Genomic DNA, 18,435 nt, shown 5'->3' on the forward strand with positions numbered 1-18,435 from the left:
GCCTGCTGGCGAAAAGCCAACGAAGCGGTGTAGCGACGAGGCAAGTTCCCATCGCCAGCAGGCTGGCTCCCACCGGCAGGTTCGGAGATGCCATGAAACAGGTGGGAGCCGCCATGGCGGCGAGAGGCCAACGGAGCGGTGAAGCCAAAACCCATGGTCCACCGGCGTCACGGGACCTCAAGGCAAGTTTCCCTCGCCGCCATGGCGGCTCGCACAGTAAAAAACGCCGCAACAAGATACCGTTGCGGCAGTGCGAGAAGCGAAAAAGCAAAGGTGGGAGCCAGCCTGCTGGCGAAAAGCCAACGAAGCGGTTTAGCGGTGAGGTAAGCTCCCATCGCCAGCAGGCTGGCTCCCACCGGCAGGCTCCCACAGTGCAAAAAAAAGCCGCAACGGGATGTCCGTTGCGGCGGTGCGAGACCTCTACCTCACGGATCAGGCCTTGATAAAGGCGAGCAGATCCGGGTTCAGCACGTCCGCATGGACCGTGAGCATGCCGTGCGGGTAGCCCTTGTAGACCTTGAGCTCGCCCTTCTTCAGCAGCTTCGCGCTCAGCGGCGCTGAGTCGGCAAACGGAACGATCTGGTCGTCATCGCCATGCATCACCAGCGTCGGCACGTCGATCGCCTTCAGGTCTTCGGTGAAATCGGTTTCCGAGAAGGCCTTGATGCAATCGTAGTGCGCCTTGATGCCGCCGATCATGCCCTGACGCCACCAGTTGTCCACGGTGCCCTCGATGGTCTTCACGCCCGGGCGGTTGAAGCCGTAGAAGGGGATCGGCACCTCGCGATAGAACTGCGCGCGGTTCTCTGCCAGCGACTTGCGGAAGCCGTCGAACACGGAGATGTCCAGACCGCCCGGATTGGCGGGCGTCTTCACCATGATCGGGGGCACGGCACTGACCAGCACGGCCTTGGCAACGCGGCCCTTGCCGTGACGCGCCACGTAGCGAGCGACTTCGCCGCCGCCCGTGGAATGGCCGATGTGCACGGCGTTGCGCACGTCGAGGTGCGCGGCCAGCTCGGCGACGTCGGCGGCATAGGTGTCCATGTCGTTGCCGGTGTCGGTCTGCGTCGAGCGACCATGGCCACGACGGTCATGGGCGATGACGCGGAAGCCGTGGTTGAGGAAGTACATGAGCTGGGCGTCCCAGTCGTCCGAGCTCAGCGGCCATCCATGATGGAACCATACTGGCTGGCCCTTGCCCCAGTCCTTGTAGAAGATCTGGGTACCGTCTTTCGTGGTGAAGAGCGACATCGAGCTTTCCTTCTTGCTGTTGGATGAGGAGGGGCTCGCAGCGCTGGCCGGCGCGGAGGCGGCGAGTGCACCGGCGCCGAGCACCGTGCCTGCGGCGAGCGTGCCCGCGTTGAGGACGAAGTTGCGGCGCGTGGCGTCGAGCGCCGGTTCGATGGATTCGGTCACGGGTCTGTCTCCTTGGTGGGCCCGGGACATTCTTGGCCTTCGGCCTCCGGCGGGATAGGACGCGCGTGCCCTCGTTTTTGAACGATTGCGGGGTGACGGGCTGGCGGCGTGACGAAAGTCGCATGGCGCTGCGGCTTCCCTGCATCCCCCTCCGACGGGTATCGCGCCCCTCGGGAGGCCGTATGTACAGCGAATGCCGGCGTGGCAATAGTTGGCCCATTCCGCGGCGGGCAGACGACGCGCCCTGGCCGTGTGTTCGGGTACGTTGACACGTCGGGTACGTCCTGCGTTTGAGTTCTTCACGCGGCGGCACCTATGGTCGAGGCGTCCCCACTTCCGCTCCCATCGACATGAATCACTCCACGGACGACGACACCGCCGCGCCGCTGGGCGAATCCCGGTTCCGTCGCGAAACGGCGCACGCGCTCAGCACGCCGTTGGGCAGCCTGTTGCTCCAGGCTGAACTCATCGATCACTACCTGCGCCAGGCCAAACTGCCTCAGGCGCGAGAGGCGATGGCAACGCTGTTGCACGATTTCGAGACATTCGGCAGCCAGTTCCGATCCGCTTTTTCGGCCATGGCGGATATCGCCGAGGAAAGTACCGATCGTGGCGATCCGCGTTCCAGTCTTGCGGCAGCGCTTGCGGAACTCGGCGAGCAATGCATCCCGACCAGCTATCGGGGACCCTCGCCGCAGCTTGCCCTGTCCGAGGCAGCGCTGACCGCGCTCATGCGTCGCCTTGCCATGCTCGCGACCGAGTCCGGCATGACCGATGCCACCCTCGTGGCGGACACAGCAAACGGCCAATACGTGGTCTCGCTCGGTGGGGCGGCGCGAGGTGATACAGCGGGCAAGCGCCTGTCGCTCGATCCGCCCCAGGCCTTGCATCTTGCCGTAGCGCGGGAGATCGCCGCGCGCCACGGTGGTCATGTGAGCACCGATCGGCCTGGCACCTTGGTGGTAAGCCTACCGCTCGCGCCACCGCGCGCAGAAGGCTGAGCGTCAGTTCCCTGGGCGCTGCGTTTTCGCACGGGCCACGCGCCCGAGCAGGGTCAGCAGGGCGCTCATCGACACGGGCTTGCTGAGGTGTGCGTCGAAGCCGGCCTGCAGTGCCTTGCGTTCGTCCTGGGGCCGCCCGAAGCCGGTCAGGGCAATGGCGGTCACTCCGCGGGCGCTGTCCAGTTCACGCACGCGACGGATAAGATCGAAACCGTCCATTTCGGGCATGCCGATGTCCGAGAGCAGAATGTCGTACTCGCCCGTGGCGAGCCGTTCCAGCGCCTGCTGGCCCGACGGCACCGCGGCGACGGTGGCACCTTCCAGTTCCAACAGCTCGGAGAATGGCGCGAGAAGTTCCTCCGAGTCGTCGACGAGGACGACGCGGCAACCGGTGAGGTTGCCGCTGGGCAACGACAGCACCGAGCCGTGGGCGCTGGCGACGGCTCGCAGAGGAAGCGTTACCGTGAACACCGCGCCCCTGTCCGGGCCGTCCGACTGCGCGGCAACCGTGCCGCCATGCAGTTCGACCAGTTGCTTGACCAAGGCGAGACCGATGCCCAGGCCGCCACTGGCGAGATGCCGTCGGTGATTGCCCTGCTCGAAGATGTCGAAGGCGCGGGCGAGCACATTGGGAGGCATGCCTATGCCGTCGTCCGTGACGCGCAGCGACACCGTGTCGCCGTCGCGATCCAGGCGCACTTCGATATGGCCGTCGTGCCGGGAGAATTTTGCGGCGTTGCTGAGCAGATTCCATACGATCTGTTCCACGCGCACGGCATCGGCCATCAGCGTCACGTCTTCCGCGGGGAGTTGCACGTCCAGACGGATATCCCGACCGGCGAGGTCCTTTTCGATGCCGTCGGCGATGCGGCGGATGCAGTCGGAGACGTTCACGGTGGCGACGTTGAGGGTGAGCTTGCCGGTATTGATCCGCGACAGGTCGAGCAGGTCGTCGATGATCTGTGCCTGGCCTTCCACCGTGCGCCGAATGGCTTCCGCGGCCTTCAGCAGGCGCGGATCGTCCTTGGCGGCGGCTGTGCGCGCCACCAGTTCCGCATTCATGAGAATGAGATTCAACGGGTGCTTCAACTCGTGCGACATCACCGCCAGGAACTCGTCCTTCAACTCGATCGTGCTCTGTGCCTGCTGGCGGGATGCCTGCTCGGCCGTCAGCAGTTCCTCGCGCAGGCGCTCGCGTTCCTTGTCGGTGGTGACGTCGCGGGCGATCTTGGCAAAGCCATGGAAGCCCCCGCGGTAGAGCGGCGTAGTGATGCCGCTGCAGAAGATTCGCTGCCCGTCGTTGCGCACGTGCCAGCGGTCGTCATGCGCGCGTCCTTCATGGCGGGCCTGCTCCATCTCGCGGCGGAACGCTCCGCGTGCGCGATCCTCAGGTGTAAAGATGAGATCGCCGTGGTGGCCGATAGCGTCGTCCGCCGAATAGCCGAAGATCCGCTGCGCGCCCTTGCTCCAGGACGTGATGATGCCATTCGTGTCGGTCGTCAGGATGGCGAAATCGGTAGCGCTGTCCGCGACGAGTCGCATGCGCTCGTCGCTGTGGCGCGCGGCTTCCTCGGCGGTGCGCCGACGCGTGATGTCGATGAACGTGAGCACGGCGCCTTCGATGCGGTCTTCGGCCGTGCGGTAGGGAAGAATGCGCGCGATGTACCAGCGGCCGTCCTGGCTGCCGACTTCACGTTCCACCGTACGCAGCGACTGAAAGGCCTCGGTCGCGTCGTCGGCCAACGCCGGATAGTCCAGGCTGTGGTTGAGGTCCAGAAGAGGCCGGCCGAGGTCGGCGGCAATGAGCCGGAAGACGTCCGCGGCGCGGGGTGTGAAACGCTTGATGCACATGTCCCGATCGACGAAGACCGTGGCAATGTCGGTCGAGGCGACCAGATTGTGCAGGTCGTCGTTGACCTTGGCGGTTTCCTCGACCTTGAGCTTCAGCTCGTGATTGACCGTAATCAACTCTTCATTGATCGACTGCAGTTCTTCCTTGCTCGTTTCGAGTTCTTCCGTAGCCGAACGGAGTTCCTCGTTGATCGACTGCAATTCCTCGTTCGAGGCCTTCAATTCTTCGCTGGAGCTTTCCGATTCCTCCACCGTGGCCTGCAGTCGTTCCTTGGCACGCTTCAGTTCCTCTTCCAACTGCAGCAGCATGGGTGTCTGCTCGGCCTGAATCTCGCCGTGGGTCGCGCTGTCCTCGATCGTTGTCTCGTGAAACAGCACGAGCTGATACCCAGCCTCGCTATCGGGACTGCGAACAGGCCGTACTTCGATGGACACGGCTACCGGTACCCCGTCCCGGTCCAGTACGACGGCGCGTGAGCGTGCGGGCTTGTTCTCCTGGGCGGCCTGGAAAAGCGAGGTGCGCAACTCGAGCCGAAGCTCGGGCACGATCAGCGCCGTGAGTTGATAGGAGGGCGCACCGCCGATCATCCGCAGGTACGGCGCCGCGTCCTCCGACATGTGCGCGATGTGCCCCTCGCGATCGACGAGCACGCTCGGGGGTGCGTTGTCCTCCAGCGCCTTGCGATGCACTTCGCTGAGCGAGCGGAGCCGGCGTTCGTGCGACGCGGCGGCGGCCGTAGCAGCCTCGATGGCGACCTGGGCCGGCATTTCGCGAGTGGGGCCCTTCAGATAATGCGCCACATGCCCGCCCGGCGCCGCCCGGTAGATGCGGTTCTTCTTGTCCACCGGGATGAAAAGCTTCGATGCGGCGTCGGCCGATTCCGAACTCCCGAGGAAAAGGTAACCCCCGGGACGAAGCGCGAAGTGGAACATTTCGAGGATCTGTACCTGAACGTCTCGCGTGAGGTAGATCAGAAGATTGCGGCAACTGATGAGGTCGAGCTTCGAGAAGGGCGGATCCTGCAACACGTTGTGCCGTGCGAACAGCACCTTCTCCCGAAGATGCTTCGGTACGCGATAGAAGTTGTCGTTGCGCGTCAGAAACCGGTTGACCCGGCTGGGTGCGATGTCGGTCACGACGGCTGCCGGATAGCTGCCCTGCCGGGCCTGCGCAATCGCATCGTCGTCGATGTCGGTAGCGAACACCTGCACGGATGCGTCTGCCGGAGCGGCCTCCGTAAGCAGCATGGCAAGGGAATAGGGTTCCTCGCCCGTGGCGCAGCCGGCACTCCACGCGCGAAGACGGCCCCGTTCGCCCAGGTCGGCCACCAATTGCGGAATGACCTCGCGCTCGAGTGCCTCGAAGGCTTCGCGGTCGCGGAAGAAGTTGGTGACGCTGATCAGCATGTCCTTGAGCAGCGCGGGGCGCTCGTTCGGATGGTCATGCAGAAAGTGGCGATAGTCCTCGAGCGTGTGCAATCCGTTGACCTGCATGCGACGCTCGATGCGTCGCAGGACCGTGGCGCGCTTGTAGGCGCTGAAGTCGTGGCCGGTCTTGGCCCGGAGTATCAGCATGATGTCGCGGAAGGCGTCCTGATCCGGAAGTTTCCCCTGGGCCTGGGGCTCGCCGGATTCGTTGTCCACCTCCGATGCGTCCTCCGGTACGCGGATGTGCGCGGCCTCGCGCGTCAGGGAGAGGATGCGCTCGGGCAATTCGGCTACCGGCAGCACGATGTCCACGGCGCCCGTGGCGATCGCGGCACGCGGCATCTGGTCGTACTCTGCGTCGAGGGGGTGCTGGGCAAGTGTGATCCCGCCGCGCTCCCTGATGCGCGCGATCCCCACGGAACCGTCGGCACCCGTACCCGTAAGAATGACCGCGAGTGCGCGTTCGCGATGTACCTGTGCCAGTGTGCGGAAGAAGAAATCGATGGCGACATGCTTGCCGCGGATCTTCTCCATATCCGTTACCCGCAGGTAACCGTCATTCATTGACAGTGCCTTGCGCGGCGAAATGACGTAGACCTCGTTCATGCGCAAGGGAACGGGCTGAGTCACTTGGGTCACTCGCATGGACGTGGACCGCTGGAGGATGCGGTCGGCCACGCTGTCGTGTTTGGGCGAGAGGTGCATCACCACGACGAAAGCCATGCCGGGTGCCGCAGGCATGCCTTCGAAGAAGCGGGCCAGCGCCGCCAGGCCGCCCGCGGATGTGCCGATGCCGACGACCGGGAAGGTGAGGTCGCTCACCTTGACGGTGGGGTCGGTTTCCGGATCGGGTGGGGGCATCGGCAGAGACATCGAAAGACCTTCGGGGACGAATGCGTGATTGTCACCCAGTCATGGCCGACGTGGGCGATTCGCCAGGGGGAGCCGCATCAGACATCGGTGGCGATCGGCGAAAACGCAGCCTGGCGGTAGCGGATGAGCTTGTTGTAGATAGTCTTGGTGCTTATCCCGAGTTGCCTGGCGGCCATCGTGCGGTCGCCGCCACAGGCGGCCAGCGCTTCGAGGATCGCCGTTCGTTCGACGTCCGCGAGCGTTACCGGCCTTGGCGGCGGAAGAGCAGCCTGCGCATCCGTCGGGCGCTGCAATACGAGCCGTTCGCCACCTTGCAGGTAGGCTCGCTGCACGACCTGCCTCAGTTCGCGTACATTGCCGGTCCATGCATGGCCGCGAAGGGCATCGAAGGCGTCCGCCGCAAAACGACGCAACGTCCCGTACTCCGCATTGAGCCCATCCAGGATGGACTGCGCAATCGGTATGAGATCGCCGGGACGCTCACGCAATGACGGCATGCGTACCTCATAGCCGGCGACGCGGAAATATAGGTCGGCGCGCAGCCGTCCTTCGGCTATCGCCTCACGGGGAACGCGATTGGTGGCCGCTACGATGCGCACGTCTACGCGGCGTGGCATGCGGCTGCCCAGTGGCGTGATCTCCCCGCTTTCAAGGAATCGGAGCAGCGCGGCCTGAACGCCGAGAGGCGCTTCGGCCAATTCATCGAGGAACAGCGTGCCGCGATCCGCCTCGGCGATGAGGCCTGCCTGATGCTCCACGGCGCCGGTGAAGCTGCCGCGCTGGTGACCGAATAACTGGCTCGCGAGCAGGTCGGGCGACAGCGTCGCGCAATTAATGGCGTGGAAGGGCCCATCCCGTTCGCTGCGCGTGTGGACGAGACGTGCGGCCAGCTCCTTTCCCGTGCCGCTTTCGCCGTAAATGAGCACGGGAATCTTGCTCGGTGCCACGGCGTGCAGTTCTCCCAGCACCGCGCGCATCGCCTCAGACTCGCCGAGCAAGCGCCCCTTTTGGGCTCCGCTGGTGCTCCGCGGCGTACGGGCCAGCAACGCCTGAAACGTCGCAAAACGGAACGGCTTCGTCAGTACGCCGAGTGTGCCGGGGACGCATTTGCCCGCCCAATGCGCAAGCGCGGCGTCGCCACTCATCACGATCTTCCGCGTGCTGGCAAAGCGAGGCTCCGACAGCAACTCCAGGCCGCAGCCATCGGGTAACCCGATGTCCACGAGAGCGCAATCGAAACGACGTGTGGCCGCGGCTTCCACGGCCTCGCCAAGGGTCGTGACCGGGTGCGCTTCGAAACCCACCTCGCGGGCAAATCGAACGGCCGTCTCTGCAAAGGGGCGATCATCGTCGAGGACGAGCAACGTGCTGGCAGGCATCGTGGGCATGACGAAAAACTCCGGGGACTTCGGAGGCTGCGTCGCCCGCCGTGAGGACAGGGTCAACGCAAGGTCATGGCTCGGCACGGCCGGGACGCGGCAGTGTGCCGCGTCCCTTGCACCGTCAGCTTTTCGATTCCTGCTGAAGCGTCCCGAGGTCCGCGCCAGTGACCGGGTCGCGTTCGGGGTCGGATTGGCCGCGTAGTGCGAACGCCTCCACCGCTGCCTTTTCCTTGGCGGTCAGCGCGACGTCTGCATGACCGTCGCCTCCGTCCACAGGGATATTCTTCTCGTTGGGCACCATGACCTCACTGAAGCCCTTGCCCTCGGCCCATGGTCCTGTGCTATCGCCTTCGCCACGCGACGTATTCACATAGGTATCCGTGAAACGAGGATCGCCCGGCAGCTTGCCCGGCGGGAAGCTCTTGTCCATCGAGTAGAGCGCCTTCTCGAACGACTTCTGGTGAGCGATCTCGCGCGTCATCAGGAACGTCAGCGCATCGCGCACACCCGGATCGTCGGTGACGTTGATGAGGCGCTCGTACACGATCTTGGCACGCGCTTCGGCGGCGATGTTCGAACGAAGATCCGCGGTCGGTTCGCCGATCGTGTCGATGTAGCCGGCGTTCCACAACTGGCCAGCCGAATTGACGAGGGCAGGGCCGCCGCCATAGAGAATCTGCGTCACGTGACTGTCGTTGCCCGCGCCTTGCAGTGCGCGGTACATCTCCGCCTGCTGATCGGTGGTCTCGGCCAGCAATCCCTTCGCGCCACGGTTCAGCATGGCGATGATGGAACCGATGACTTCCAGGTGGCTGAGTTCCTCGGTGGCGATGTCCAGCAGCATGTCCTTCCGGCCCGGATCTTCCTCGGCGAGGGCCTGAGTGAAATAGCGCATGGCAGCGGCTAGCTCACCTTGCGGTCCACCGAACTGCTCGAGCATGAGGTTGGCTAGGCCCGGATTGGACTCCCCCACGCGCACGGTGTATTGCAATCGCTTGTTGTGGTTGAACACTGGCTTGCTCCTGGCGGCTGGCTGAGACGTCATCATTTCCAAAGCCAGGTGCAGGTGGGGGGCAACATCAGTGAGGACCCATACACACTGCTGAACTGCGGTGCATCATGCATCATCGCGTCGTCACATGCTTTCGCTTCGCACTGCACGTGTGCTCCATGACGATGGCCGCTCCCCAACGTGACATAGGAACACGAGCATGGCCGAATTGCGCGAGAACCTTCTGGACTGGCTTCGCGATGCACATGCGATGGAACAGCAAGCGGAGCAGATGCTTCGTGCGCAGGCGTCCCGTATCGAGCACTATCCCATCGTGAAGGCGCGGATCGAGCAGCATCTCGATGAAACGCTTGGCCAGCAGGCGTTGTTGAAGGCATGCATCGAGCGCCTGGGCGGATCGACCTCCGTCATGAAGGACACGCTGGGCCGCATGATGGCATTTGGCCAGGCGGCGGGTGGCATGGCGAACTCGGACGAGATCGTGAAGGGTGCCATCGCCAGCTACGTATTCGAGAACCTGGAGATCGCGACCTATACGTCACTCATCGCCGCAGCGAAGACAGTAGGCGATGTCGAGACCCAGCGCACCTGCGAGCAGATCCTGCCCCAGGAACAGGCCATGGCCGCGTGGATTCTCGAACACCTGCCGGAGTTGACCGAAGAGTTCCTCGTCCGGGACGCTACCCCGGACGTGGAAGCCAAGCGCTGACCAAGCGCATCAGGGACGCGGCGGCGACTCTTTGTCGCCCCGCGCCCTTCGTGGATCGTCGACGTCTTCGTACATCTTTTCATTCATACGCGCTTGCAGCTGTTCCGACATGAAGCGGCGCGAGAACACCATGGCCTTGTTCACCGCACCGACTACGGCAACGCGCTCGCCGCTCATGACTGCCTCGTAGCCGACCTGGGCCACTTCTTCCGGGTCCATCAGATTGGCTTTCTGGAAGGCGAAGCTTTCTTCGAGATCGCCTTTCGGAAAGAAATCGGTATCCGTCGGACCCGGGCACAGCGCGGTCACCGACACGCCGGAGTCCTCCAACTCCGTAGCGATGGCCTCACTCCACGAGAGTACGAAGGCCTTGCTCGCGTGGTAGACCGACATCGTCGGGCCCGGCTCGAAACCCGCGATCGAGGCAGTGTTGAGCAGGCGCCCGTGGCGTTGGGCGACCATCCGCGGAAGAAACAGCGAGGTCATGCGCAGCACCGCCTCCACGTTGAGGCGCACGATCGACAGATGGGTCGCGATGGGTACGTCCGCATAGTTGCCCTTGAATCCGTGACCCGCATTGTTGACGAGGATGTCTACCGTCCACCCGGCGCTCAGGACGGCTTCGTCGATGACGGTCATCGCGTCCTTGTCTTCCAGGTCGACGGCGACCACGAGGGTATCCACGCCGTGACGCTGTTCGATATCGATGGCGATGCGCTCCAGTTCGGAAGCGTCGGGCGCGACAAGGCAGACCGGATGCCCATGCGCGGCGAAGCGATGGGCGAGGTGCAAGCCGATGCCGCTGCTCGCGCCGGTAATGAGGACGCGATCGGTGCTGCGAATGTTCATGGGCAGGCTCCTGACTGGGACGGGGGGCGCTGGACGCAGCGCTGTGAGCAACCTGGGCGTGCGGCCCTCAACGACGTGTTGCCTGCCGATGAAGGCGTATGCACGTGAGTGAACGCGGCGATATTGCGCACGCATACGTACCGATGTGCCTGCACGGACACGCGGTCTTGCCGCGCTCGCGACGTGCGGCAGCGAACGATCCACCTGTCCCGACGCGATGGAGATCACGATGCTAGCTACCACCTACCGGCGCCCCTACCGGGTCAGCGCGAGGCACGTCCCCGACCCGGTGATCGAGCACCCTTTCGACGCCATCGTGCGTGTACTGCGCAGTTGCATATGCGGATCGGATCTGCATCTCTACCACGGGCTGGTCCCCGACACGCGCGTCGGCTCGATCTTCGGCCACGAATTCGTCGGCGAAGTGGTGGATGTGGGGAGCGGCGTGCGAAACCTGAAAGTGGGCGACCGCGTGCTCGTGCCGTTCAACATCTTCTGCGGCACTTGCTATTTCTGCCAGCGCGAGCTGTACAGCAACTGCCACAACGTGAATCCGGAGGCCACGGCGGTCGGCGGCATCTACGGTTACTCGCATACCACGGGCGGATACGACGGCGGTCAGGCGGAATACGTGCGCGTGCCCTTTGCGGATATCGGTCCGACGGTGATTCCGCCGGACATCCACATCGAGGATGCGGTACTGCTGACCGACGTGGTGCCTACGGGATACCAGGCTGCCGAGATGGGCGATATCCGCGAGAACGATACCGTGGTGATCTTCGGTGCCGGTCCCATCGGTCTGCTTGCCGCGCGCAGCGCATGGCTGATGGGGGCGGGCAGGGTGATCGTAGTGGACCACGTGGACTACCGGCTCGACTTCGCTCGGCGCTTTGCGCACTGTGAGACCGTGGATTTCCGCTCGGTGGGCGACATGGCGATTCACATCAAGAAGATGACCGACGGTCTCGGCGCGGATGTCTGCATCGACGCCGTCGGGTGCGAGGCGTCAGGCAGCGTGATGCAGAGGGTGACCGGCGTCACCATGAAGCTCCAGGCGGGCGCAGCCACGGTTCTGCACTGGGCGATCAATTCGGTACGCAAGGGCGGCAATGTATCCATCGTGGGCGTCTACGGCCCTACCTTCAACGCCGTACCGATCGGAAACGCGATCAACAAGGGACTGACGCTGCGCATGAACCAGGCCAGCGTGAAGCGGCATCTCCCTCGGCTCATCGAGCATATTCAGGCGGGTCGCCTCAATCCGCGCGAGATCATCACGCATCGCGTGCCGCTGGAGGAAGTGAGCGACGCGTACGAGATGTTCTCCGGCAAGAAGGATCAGTGCATCAAGACGGTACTGATTCCGCCCGGTGCCGATGTGGCTACCTCGACTACCGCCGCCCCTATCACTACGCCTTGAGGTCCAGCGCATGAATCACGAACACATTCCGGGTTGGGGCGCAGACCTCGACCGCTCCCAGCGTCCCGCCGTGCCCATGGAGCGGCGCCCGCCGCGGCTCGAAGGCGTGCACTGGAGCGATCCGCCGCCCGCGCAGCAATCCGACGTGGAGATACTGAAGTCCACCGAACACCTCAAGATGCCGCCGGTGTTCGGCACGAGCGTACCGCCGCGAGGTGTGAGCGGGTGGATTCGTCGACGCGCCTTCCGCCACAGTGAGAACGATCTGCGCCACTGGCTGATGCTGCTGTTCGCAGATCGCGTGGACGTGGTTGAAGGCGTGTTATCCGACGGGCGCCGCTCGCGCGGGGTTCGCTCGGCGGCGGCGATCGTCGGCGCCACGCTTGTTGCCGCCTGGTTGCTGCGCCGCTCGCCCTGACCGCGTTATCGTCCCACGGCGATCCTGATTACCGAAAGCACGGACAGGATCGCCACGACAGCAACACCAGCCGCGTGAGGATGAGGGGGTGGTGGTTCACGGTATTGTCCTCGTTTGGATTTGCCAGAATTGGCATCTGAGCATCGCGCAGCATGCCGCGCTGTGTAGAGGCGTCGTCAGCTGACTGAACGAGCGTGGTGGGGACACTACGGACGTCTCGCAAAATATACCTACTTGACGGCAATTTTTTCCTCCCGCCGAGGCCGGTCGCGCGGTGTGAGCGCGCAGAGTCCGCATCGTAGAACGGTTTGCGGCGTTGGCACGCGCCTTGAATGGACAGGCGCATGACTCAAGACATCGCTTCGCCCATCATGCTTTATCTCCCCCTCGCCCAGCGGAACGACGCTTTCCCCTGGGAGGTCTTCCACGACACGCATCGCATGGGCGCCTTCGCGACCCAGGACGAATGTTTCCGCCATGGACTCCGCCTTGCCGAGAGCATCGGACGCCGCACAGGGCGCAGCGTGCGATTGAAGATCGAGAACGACGACGGCACCTGGGAGACCGTAGACGCGTTCGAGCCGGACGGCATGGAGGCGTGACGACAGCCGCCTAATGATTTCTTCGAAGATGTGGACCGTCGTTCACGCCATCCATCTGCATGCACGACAAGCTCGGGCGTAGCGTTACGTCTTCGGAGTCCACCACGGAGAACCCACCATGGCAGTAAAGACGATCGAAGATCTTTTCATCCACGAGCTCTCGGACATCTACAGCGCCGAAAAGCAGCTTACCCGCGCACTGCCGCGCCTCGCCCGCGCAGCGGAGTTGCCTGAACTCAAAGAAGCCTTCGAAATGCATTTGGAAGAGACACAGGGGCAGGTCGAGCGTATCGACCAGATTGTGGAGACCCTGGGCATCCGCCTGAAGCGGATGAAGTGCGCCGCGATGGAAGGCCTCGTCGAAGAGAGCAAGGAAGTCATCGATGCGATCGACGCCGGTCCGCTGCGTGACGCGGCCCTGATCGGCGGCGCTCAGAAGGTGGAGCATTACGAGATTGCGTCGTACGGCACGCTATCTGCTATCGCGAAGCAACTGGGTTACAAAGACGCGGTCACACTACTTCAGGCCACGCTGAAGGAGGAAAAGTCCACTGACGAGAAACTGACGATGCTTGCTGAGCAGGCGGGCAATCAGCGGGCCGCACAGAAGCAATCGGCGGCCTGATCCCGCTGCCGTGGGAGCCGCCATGGCGGCTCCCACACTCCCAATGTCATCGGAAGAGGAATCTCGCCATGGGGCGTATCGCACAAACCGTATTTACCGAACCAGCGGACATCGCGCAGATGGAGCGTTGGGTCGAGGAGCTGGCCATCAATGCCCGCGTGCGCATTCACACGGTCGAGGGGCCGCCGGCAGAGGGCGTGGTTGCCGTGACTCCGACGGTCCAGGTGTTCAAGAATGCGGACGACGTCGAAGGCATCAACGGCACCGTCAAGTTGGAAGATGCACAGCGGCCCGGCTGGAGCGGCGTGGTGTGGCTGGGCGACATCGTGCGTGTCGAACACCTTGACTCGGTGACGAAGGGAGCGACGCGGGCCTAGCGTACGGCGGCCGACGCGGACCTGTCGGTCGCGACGTTCCGGTCACATCCGCGGAGGCAGTCTGTGGGGCGAGGTGACCCGAGATGATGATGACGATGGTTTTCGCGCTGGGCACGAGTGCCCTGGCGTCTGCAATGCCCCAGGACGCCACCCCTGCACACGCCGGCACGGCTCAGGGCCAGAGCGTCAACGGTGGGCGTCCCCAGCGGATTGGAGATACGCCGCGTGCGGGTTCGAAAGCGCGCAGCCAGCACTGGGACGACGGTATGAATACCAAGCGCGCGCCCGATCCCGGTCGGCGCGACGAATACGGTACGCCTAAGGTGACCCCGCCCAAGGGCCAGGGCACGAACAATGCAGGGGGAATCCCGAAAGACAAGCTTGCGCCGAAGGAGCACGACGATGAGTAAAGCCGGTAAAGCTCTCGGTATCGCCTTCTTGGGGCTACTGGCGATGGGCAGTGGCGCAACGTGGGCGCAGCAACGCGGCGGGGTCGACCAGCCGCAGTCCACGGGCAATCGGAAAGCACAGATAACGCCGACGGATGAAGGCTTCGTACGCGGTGCCAGCGACGCTTATCAGATGGGAAGTCGACTCGCCACGCTGACGGCCACCCGAACGAGCGATCCTGCGGTGAAAGACTTCGGGACAGCCATGGTGAAGGATTTCATTGCACTCAGTGACGCGTTGAAGCCGGCTGCCAGTGGCGAAAAGGGCTATCAATGGGCGGAGCAGCCCGCGCCCGAGGACAGCAAGATTCTTGGCGCGCTAGAGCGTATGCAGGGCAAGTCGTTCGACGAGGCAGTGCCCGTACAGTTCGTTGCCCTGCTGGAGAAACTTCATGCCGCGCTGTCTACCGAGATCGAAAAGGGGCGCGATCCGCAGGTAAAACCCGTAGCGCAGAAGCTGCTTCCCACGATCGAGAACCGATTGCATCAGGCTCGCGCGTTGGACAAGCGCGGCGTTGCGCCGAGATCATGAGCGAGAAGCGCGCAGTTTCGTGACTGCGCGCCTTCAAAAGTCGGCGCGCGCTATCTATACTCAGTGTCCGACGCCGCATGCGGGCGTCGGAACACTCTTTGGATTTCCATCTGTAAGGAGACATCGCATGGTTTTTTCCACCGCGCGCGCCTGCGCGTTCTGCGTCATTGCCTTTGCCTCTACTGCGCTTTCGGCGCAGCCCGACGCCACCTCGACGTCCGCTGAGACGATCTCGTTTCCCGCGAACGACCTCCACTGGGTCGAGATCCCCGATACCGGCGGCATCAAATACGCCAATGTCAGCGGCGACCTCACCGGCAAGGGAACCTACGAAGCGTTCGTTCACTTCCCCGGCGGCAAGGCCAACCCGTTCCATCACCACACGCAGGCCCTTCCCACCGTGGTGCTGAAGGGAACGTTCTACGCCATCATCGACGGCAAGCGTACGGAGTATCCGGCGGGCTCCTTCTACCGGCTGCCGGCGAAACTTGCCCATTACAGCGGTTGCAGCAGCAGCGAGGATTGTCTGCTGTTCCAGTATCAGGACGACCATTTCGACATGGTGCCGCTGAAAACGGCGAACTGATCGGTACGCGTCGCGTACCTTGCGGCCTCGCACAGCCCATGCCTGTGCGAGGCCTTGTGCGTGGCTCACACCATAGGAGCGGCTTGGAACGGGGTAGCTTTGTCGCGGAGGTGTGCCACAAGCACCGGCATGGGCATCGGTACGCTGAAGTAATAGCCCTGAAGCTGGTCGCACCCGTTCTCGCGCAACCACGCATACTGACGCTCGCGTTCCACCCCTTCGGCCACGACGGTCATGCCGAGCGTGCGGGCCAGCACAATCATGGATCGGCAGATCGACGCAGCACGCTCGTCCGCATCGATGTCGACGATGAACGAGCGATCGATTTTCAGCGCATCGATCGGCAGATCGCGCAGGTAGGCCATGTTCGAGAACCCCGTGCCAAAGTCGTCGAGCGATACATGGATGCCCTCGATGCCGAGCTTCTTCAGCGTAGGCACCGCATGCTGGCGATCCATGAGGCTGCTTTCGGTCAGCTCGACCTGAAGTGCATCCGGTGCCAGACCATAAGCTTGCGCCGTCGCCTGCAACTGAGCGGCCACATCGGCGCGCTGGAATTGCAGGGCGGAGATATTGATGGCGATTGGCAGCTCGAACCCATGGCTGTCCAGCGCGACGTGTGCCCGTGCGGCCGTCTCGATCACCCACTGGCCCAGCGGCACGATAAGACCCGTTTCCTCGCAGAGGGGAATGAAGACATCGGGCGGGATGAAACTTCCGTCGGCCTGAGGCCAGCGTGCGAGGGCTTCGAGCTTGCGCACCGCGCCAGTGCGAGCGTCCACGATCGGTTGAAAGTGCATGTCCAACTCGCCGCCCTCGATGGCTTGGCGCATGCGCGAGGCGAGCGTGAGGCGCTCCACGGAATGCCGCGCCATGGCCGGTTCGAACACCTTCGGACCGTCGGGTCCGACGTCGGTCCGCACGTGCGCCGCAAGCGCGGCGTTCGCGATTACCTGATGCGCCTTGGCGCCATCGGTCGGATGCGATGCGACGCCCAACTGTGGGTCGAGCGTGTGCGAGGTATCGTCCAGCATCACGGGTTCGTTCACCGCTGCCAGTAGCGCCGCCATCGCGGCGGCACGACGGCCTGGGTCGTCGATGGCGAGAAGAAAACGATCGCCTGGACGGTGGGCGACCATGCCGTACGCCGCGGCGAGCTCGCCGAAGCGCGCGGCCACCTTGCGCAGCACGTTCCGTCCGACCTCGAGCCCGAAGGTGTCGCTGACCCGGTCCATGCCGCGCAGGTGAACGTAGAACACTTCGTACCACGCATCCTTGCCCAGACCATGATCGAGATAGTCGACCAAGGCCTCGGTATTGGGTAGCCCTGTCGTCACGTCATGGGTCGCGCGATAGGTGAGGGCACGTTCGAAGCGGATGCGTTCGGTGACGTCTTCGGCCAGGACCAGCCGCGCGGTGCGGCCGGAGAGGTCGATGTCTGCCGCGTGGATGCGCACGTCCAACGTGCTGCCATCCTTGCGTCGATGCACCCAAAGGCGATCGGGTTCGCCGTCGCCGCCCTGACGCAGCGCCTCGATGGTTTCCCTGAGCGCTCCCTGGTCGGCGGGTGGGCGAATGTCAGTGATGCGCATGGCGAGGAACTCCTCGCGCGAGTAGCCGTAATTGCGCACGGCCGCCTCGTTCACTTCGAGAAAGGCGAGGGTGCCGGTGTCGAAGACCCACGAGGGCAGGGGATTCCTGTCGAAGGCCAGGCGGAAGCGCGCCTCGGCGTCGGCCAGCCGATCCGACGTAGCCGTGATCTCGGCGAGATAGGCGACCTGTGCGGACTCGCTCGCGTGCAGGCGGCGATACAGGAAGATCATGCCGGCCCAGTACACAAGGTAGAGAAGCACGCTGTAGAACGTGAAGCGATACCAGGGCGCGAGCACGTCGGCGGCGGGAACGCCTACGCCGACCCAGAACGGATAATCACCCGGAGGGGCCACCGCAACCACGCGATCCACCCCATCGATGTGGCTTACCTGTCGCTCCTCGCGGTTCGAACCGGGCTCGAACAAGGTAGTGACGGGTTTGCCGATCACGTTGCGCCAATCTCCGCTGCGGGCCAGGATGGTTTCGAATCGGTCGGTGATCGCTGCGACGCCGTGGCGGCTCTTGCCGAGGTCGTCGGCAATCGCCTGCAGGCGGCTTTGCTTGAGTCGCGCGACGAGCCAGCGACCGTTCACGACGGGAACCGCAAGCGGGACCACCCAGCCGCCGTGCCAGGGTTGCAGCGGGCCGATCCGCAACGCACCGCGCCCGATGGGCGAGGAGGCGACCCACGTGGCGAGCGTCGGGTCGTCCACGCCAGGTGTGAGCGCTTTGCCGTCGGAATCCATCAGCACCAGGTTGGCTAGCTCGCCGTAATGATGGGCGACGCGATCGAGGTCGTGCGAGATGGCCAGCAGTTCGGCGTCGGAGTAATTCACCGCGAGGGGCGCGCTCTCCTCGGCCAGGTCCACCATGGCACGCTGGATGTCCCACAACAGCGCGGTGATGATGCGCTGGCCGCCATCGGCGACCGCCTGATCCTGGCTCTTCGCCACTTGCACGCGCCGTTCGTGATCGCTCGCGATGACGAACGCCATGCCCAGGCCGAACATCAACGCCAGAAGGCCGCCGACCACGCGGATCAACCGCGCGGAGCGGTAGGGCGCGTCACGGGCCGTGACGGTCGCTGGCGGCGGAGGGCGATTCACCAGCGCACGCTAGCAACCTCCCCAACGCCCGGCAATAGCTCGTTTTTCAGGGCGTGAAGGGCGCGTGACGACGTACTGCGCCACCCCCAGTCGGGCCGGTTGGCCGTCGCTCCGAATGTCCTCATCCAGGGCTCAAAAGACGGCTCGTTCCTCGAGGATGCGCGAGCTCTCGAACGGGCCGGATCGACGCGCGTTCCCGCTAC

At 64.0% G+C, this 18,435-nt stretch carries 16 protein-coding genes; 10 read left to right on the top strand and 6 right to left on the bottom strand.

Annotated elements, in window-relative coordinates; all coding sequences use genetic code 11:
- Positions 1-432 precede the first annotated feature (432 nt).
- Complete coding sequence (locus tag BT115_RS01860; protein WP_083527363.1) at positions 433-1,254, bottom strand: alpha/beta fold hydrolase; 822 nt, start codon at positions 1,252-1,254, stop codon at positions 433-435.
- A gap of 515 nt (positions 1,255-1,769) precedes the next feature.
- Between BT115_RS01860 and BT115_RS01865 the strand changes: the two genes are divergently transcribed.
- On the top strand, positions 1,770-2,420 hold the full coding sequence (locus tag BT115_RS01865; protein ID WP_072320852.1) for a hypothetical protein: 651 nt from the start codon (positions 1,770-1,772) through the stop codon (positions 2,418-2,420).
- Positions 2,421-2,423: 3 nt separating this feature from the next.
- Here BT115_RS01865 and BT115_RS01870 read toward each other — a convergent pair whose 3' ends face one another.
- The 3 genes from BT115_RS01870 to BT115_RS01880 all read right to left on the bottom strand — a co-directional run bounded on the left by BT115_RS01870 (position 2,424) and on the right by BT115_RS01880 (position 8,966).
- A complete protein-coding gene (locus BT115_RS01870; protein ID WP_083527242.1) occupies positions 2,424-6,572 on the bottom strand; it encodes a CheR family methyltransferase in 4,149 nt (1,382 codons plus the stop codon).
- 77 nt (positions 6,573-6,649) lie between these two features.
- Positions 6,650-7,960: a sigma-54-dependent transcriptional regulator gene (locus BT115_RS01875; RefSeq protein ID WP_072320853.1), complete on the bottom strand. Its 1,311-nt coding sequence runs from the start codon at positions 7,958-7,960 to the stop codon at positions 6,650-6,652.
- A 115-nt stretch (positions 7,961-8,075) separates the two neighbouring features.
- The gene (locus tag BT115_RS01880) at positions 8,076-8,966 is read right to left on the bottom strand and encodes a manganese catalase family protein (protein WP_072320854.1); all 891 of its coding nucleotides are present in this window, start codon (positions 8,964-8,966) and stop codon (positions 8,076-8,078) included.
- A 199-nt stretch (positions 8,967-9,165) separates the two neighbouring features.
- Between BT115_RS01880 and BT115_RS01885 the strand changes: the two genes are divergently transcribed.
- Positions 9,166-9,675 carry a ferritin-like domain-containing protein gene (locus tag BT115_RS01885; RefSeq protein WP_072320855.1) on the top strand — a complete coding sequence of 170 codons (510 nt, stop codon included), beginning with the start codon at positions 9,166-9,168 and terminating at the stop codon, positions 9,673-9,675.
- Between the two features lie 9 nt (positions 9,676-9,684).
- Here the strand turns inward: BT115_RS01885 and BT115_RS01890 are convergent, their stop codons facing one another.
- A complete protein-coding gene (locus BT115_RS01890; RefSeq protein ID WP_072320856.1) occupies positions 9,685-10,524 on the bottom strand; it encodes an SDR family NAD(P)-dependent oxidoreductase in 840 nt (279 codons plus the stop codon).
- A gap of 229 nt (positions 10,525-10,753) precedes the next feature.
- On the opposite strand from BT115_RS01890, the gene BT115_RS01895 reads away from it, so the two are divergent.
- The 8 genes from BT115_RS01895 (at position 10,754) to BT115_RS01930 (ending at position 15,533) form a co-directional block, all read left to right on the top strand.
- On the top strand, positions 10,754-11,944 hold the full coding sequence (locus BT115_RS01895) for a zinc-dependent alcohol dehydrogenase (RefSeq protein WP_072322197.1): 1,191 nt from the start codon (positions 10,754-10,756) through the stop codon (positions 11,942-11,944).
- Positions 11,945-11,954: 10 nt separating this feature from the next.
- Entirely contained in the window at positions 11,955-12,362 is a 408-nt protein-coding gene (locus tag BT115_RS01900; protein WP_255369338.1) for a hypothetical protein, read from the top strand.
- A gap of 344 nt (positions 12,363-12,706) precedes the next feature.
- Positions 12,707-12,964 carry a hypothetical protein gene (locus BT115_RS01905; RefSeq protein WP_072320857.1) on the top strand — a complete coding sequence of 86 codons (258 nt, stop codon included), beginning with the start codon at positions 12,707-12,709 and terminating at the stop codon, positions 12,962-12,964.
- Positions 12,965-13,082: 118 nt separating this feature from the next.
- A complete protein-coding gene (locus BT115_RS01910) occupies positions 13,083-13,589 on the top strand; it encodes a YciE/YciF ferroxidase family protein (protein WP_072320858.1) in 507 nt (168 codons plus the stop codon).
- Positions 13,590-13,657: 68 nt separating this feature from the next.
- Positions 13,658-13,966 (top strand): DUF3247 family protein, encoded by a 309-nt coding sequence (locus BT115_RS01915; RefSeq protein WP_072320859.1) that lies wholly within the window; start codon positions 13,658-13,660, stop codon positions 13,964-13,966.
- Positions 13,967-14,049: 83 nt separating this feature from the next.
- Positions 14,050-14,376 carry a hypothetical protein gene (locus BT115_RS18340; protein ID WP_072320860.1) on the top strand — a complete coding sequence of 109 codons (327 nt, stop codon included), beginning with the start codon at positions 14,050-14,052 and terminating at the stop codon, positions 14,374-14,376.
- Positions 14,369-14,947 (top strand): DUF4142 domain-containing protein, encoded by a 579-nt coding sequence (locus BT115_RS01925; protein ID WP_072320861.1) that lies wholly within the window; start codon positions 14,369-14,371, stop codon positions 14,945-14,947. Before BT115_RS18340 ends, BT115_RS01925 begins: the two co-directional genes overlap by 8 nt.
- 127 nt (positions 14,948-15,074) lie before the next feature.
- Positions 15,075-15,533, top strand: coding sequence for a cupin domain-containing protein (locus BT115_RS01930; protein WP_083527245.1), 459 nt, complete (start codon positions 15,075-15,077; stop codon positions 15,531-15,533).
- Positions 15,534-15,598: 65 nt separating this feature from the next.
- On the opposite strand, the gene BT115_RS01935 is transcribed toward BT115_RS01930, so the two are convergent.
- On the bottom strand, positions 15,599-18,232 hold the full coding sequence (locus BT115_RS01935) for a bifunctional diguanylate cyclase/phosphodiesterase (RefSeq protein ID WP_143144433.1): 2,634 nt from the start codon (positions 18,230-18,232) through the stop codon (positions 15,599-15,601).
- Positions 18,233-18,435 lie beyond the last annotated feature (203 nt).

The organism is Luteibacter sp. UNCMF366Tsu5.1, from assembly GCF_900119235.1.
Taxonomy (GTDB): Bacteria; Pseudomonadota; Gammaproteobacteria; order Xanthomonadales; family Rhodanobacteraceae; genus Luteibacter; species Luteibacter flocculans.

Excerpts from the sequence above, each read along its gene's own strand:
- BT115_RS01885 (WP_072320855.1), top strand. The coding sequence starts at position 9,166 with ATGGCCGAATTGCGCGAGAACCTTCTGGACTGGCTTCGCGATGCACAT.
- BT115_RS01910 (WP_072320858.1), top strand. The coding sequence starts at position 13,083 with ATGGCAGTAAAGACGATCGAAGATCTTTTCATCCACGAGCTCTCGGAC.
- BT115_RS01860 (WP_083527363.1), bottom strand. The coding sequence starts at position 1,254 with ATGTCGCTCTTCACCACGAAAGACGGTACCCAGATCTTCTACAAGGAC.
- BT115_RS01895 (WP_072322197.1), top strand. The coding sequence starts at position 10,754 with ATGCTAGCTACCACCTACCGGCGCCCCTACCGGGTCAGCGCGAGGCAC.
- BT115_RS01905 (WP_072320857.1), top strand. The coding sequence starts at position 12,707 with ATGACTCAAGACATCGCTTCGCCCATCATGCTTTATCTCCCCCTCGCC.
- BT115_RS01870 (WP_083527242.1), bottom strand. The coding sequence starts at position 6,572 with ATGTCTCTGCCGATGCCCCCACCCGATCCGGAAACCGACCCCACCGTC.
- BT115_RS01900 (WP_255369338.1), top strand. The coding sequence starts at position 11,955 with ATGAATCACGAACACATTCCGGGTTGGGGCGCAGACCTCGACCGCTCC.
- BT115_RS01925 (WP_072320861.1), top strand. The coding sequence starts at position 14,369 with ATGAGTAAAGCCGGTAAAGCTCTCGGTATCGCCTTCTTGGGGCTACTG.
- BT115_RS01890 (WP_072320856.1), bottom strand. The coding sequence starts at position 10,524 with ATGAACATTCGCAGCACCGATCGCGTCCTCATTACCGGCGCGAGCAGC.
- BT115_RS01915 (WP_072320859.1), top strand. The coding sequence starts at position 13,658 with ATGGGGCGTATCGCACAAACCGTATTTACCGAACCAGCGGACATCGCG.
- BT115_RS01875 (WP_072320853.1), bottom strand. The coding sequence starts at position 7,960 with ATGCCCACGATGCCTGCCAGCACGTTGCTCGTCCTCGACGATGATCGC.
- BT115_RS01865 (WP_072320852.1), top strand. The coding sequence starts at position 1,770 with ATGAATCACTCCACGGACGACGACACCGCCGCGCCGCTGGGCGAATCC.
- BT115_RS18340 (WP_072320860.1), top strand. The coding sequence starts at position 14,050 with ATGATGATGACGATGGTTTTCGCGCTGGGCACGAGTGCCCTGGCGTCT.
- BT115_RS01930 (WP_083527245.1), top strand. The coding sequence starts at position 15,075 with ATGGTTTTTTCCACCGCGCGCGCCTGCGCGTTCTGCGTCATTGCCTTT.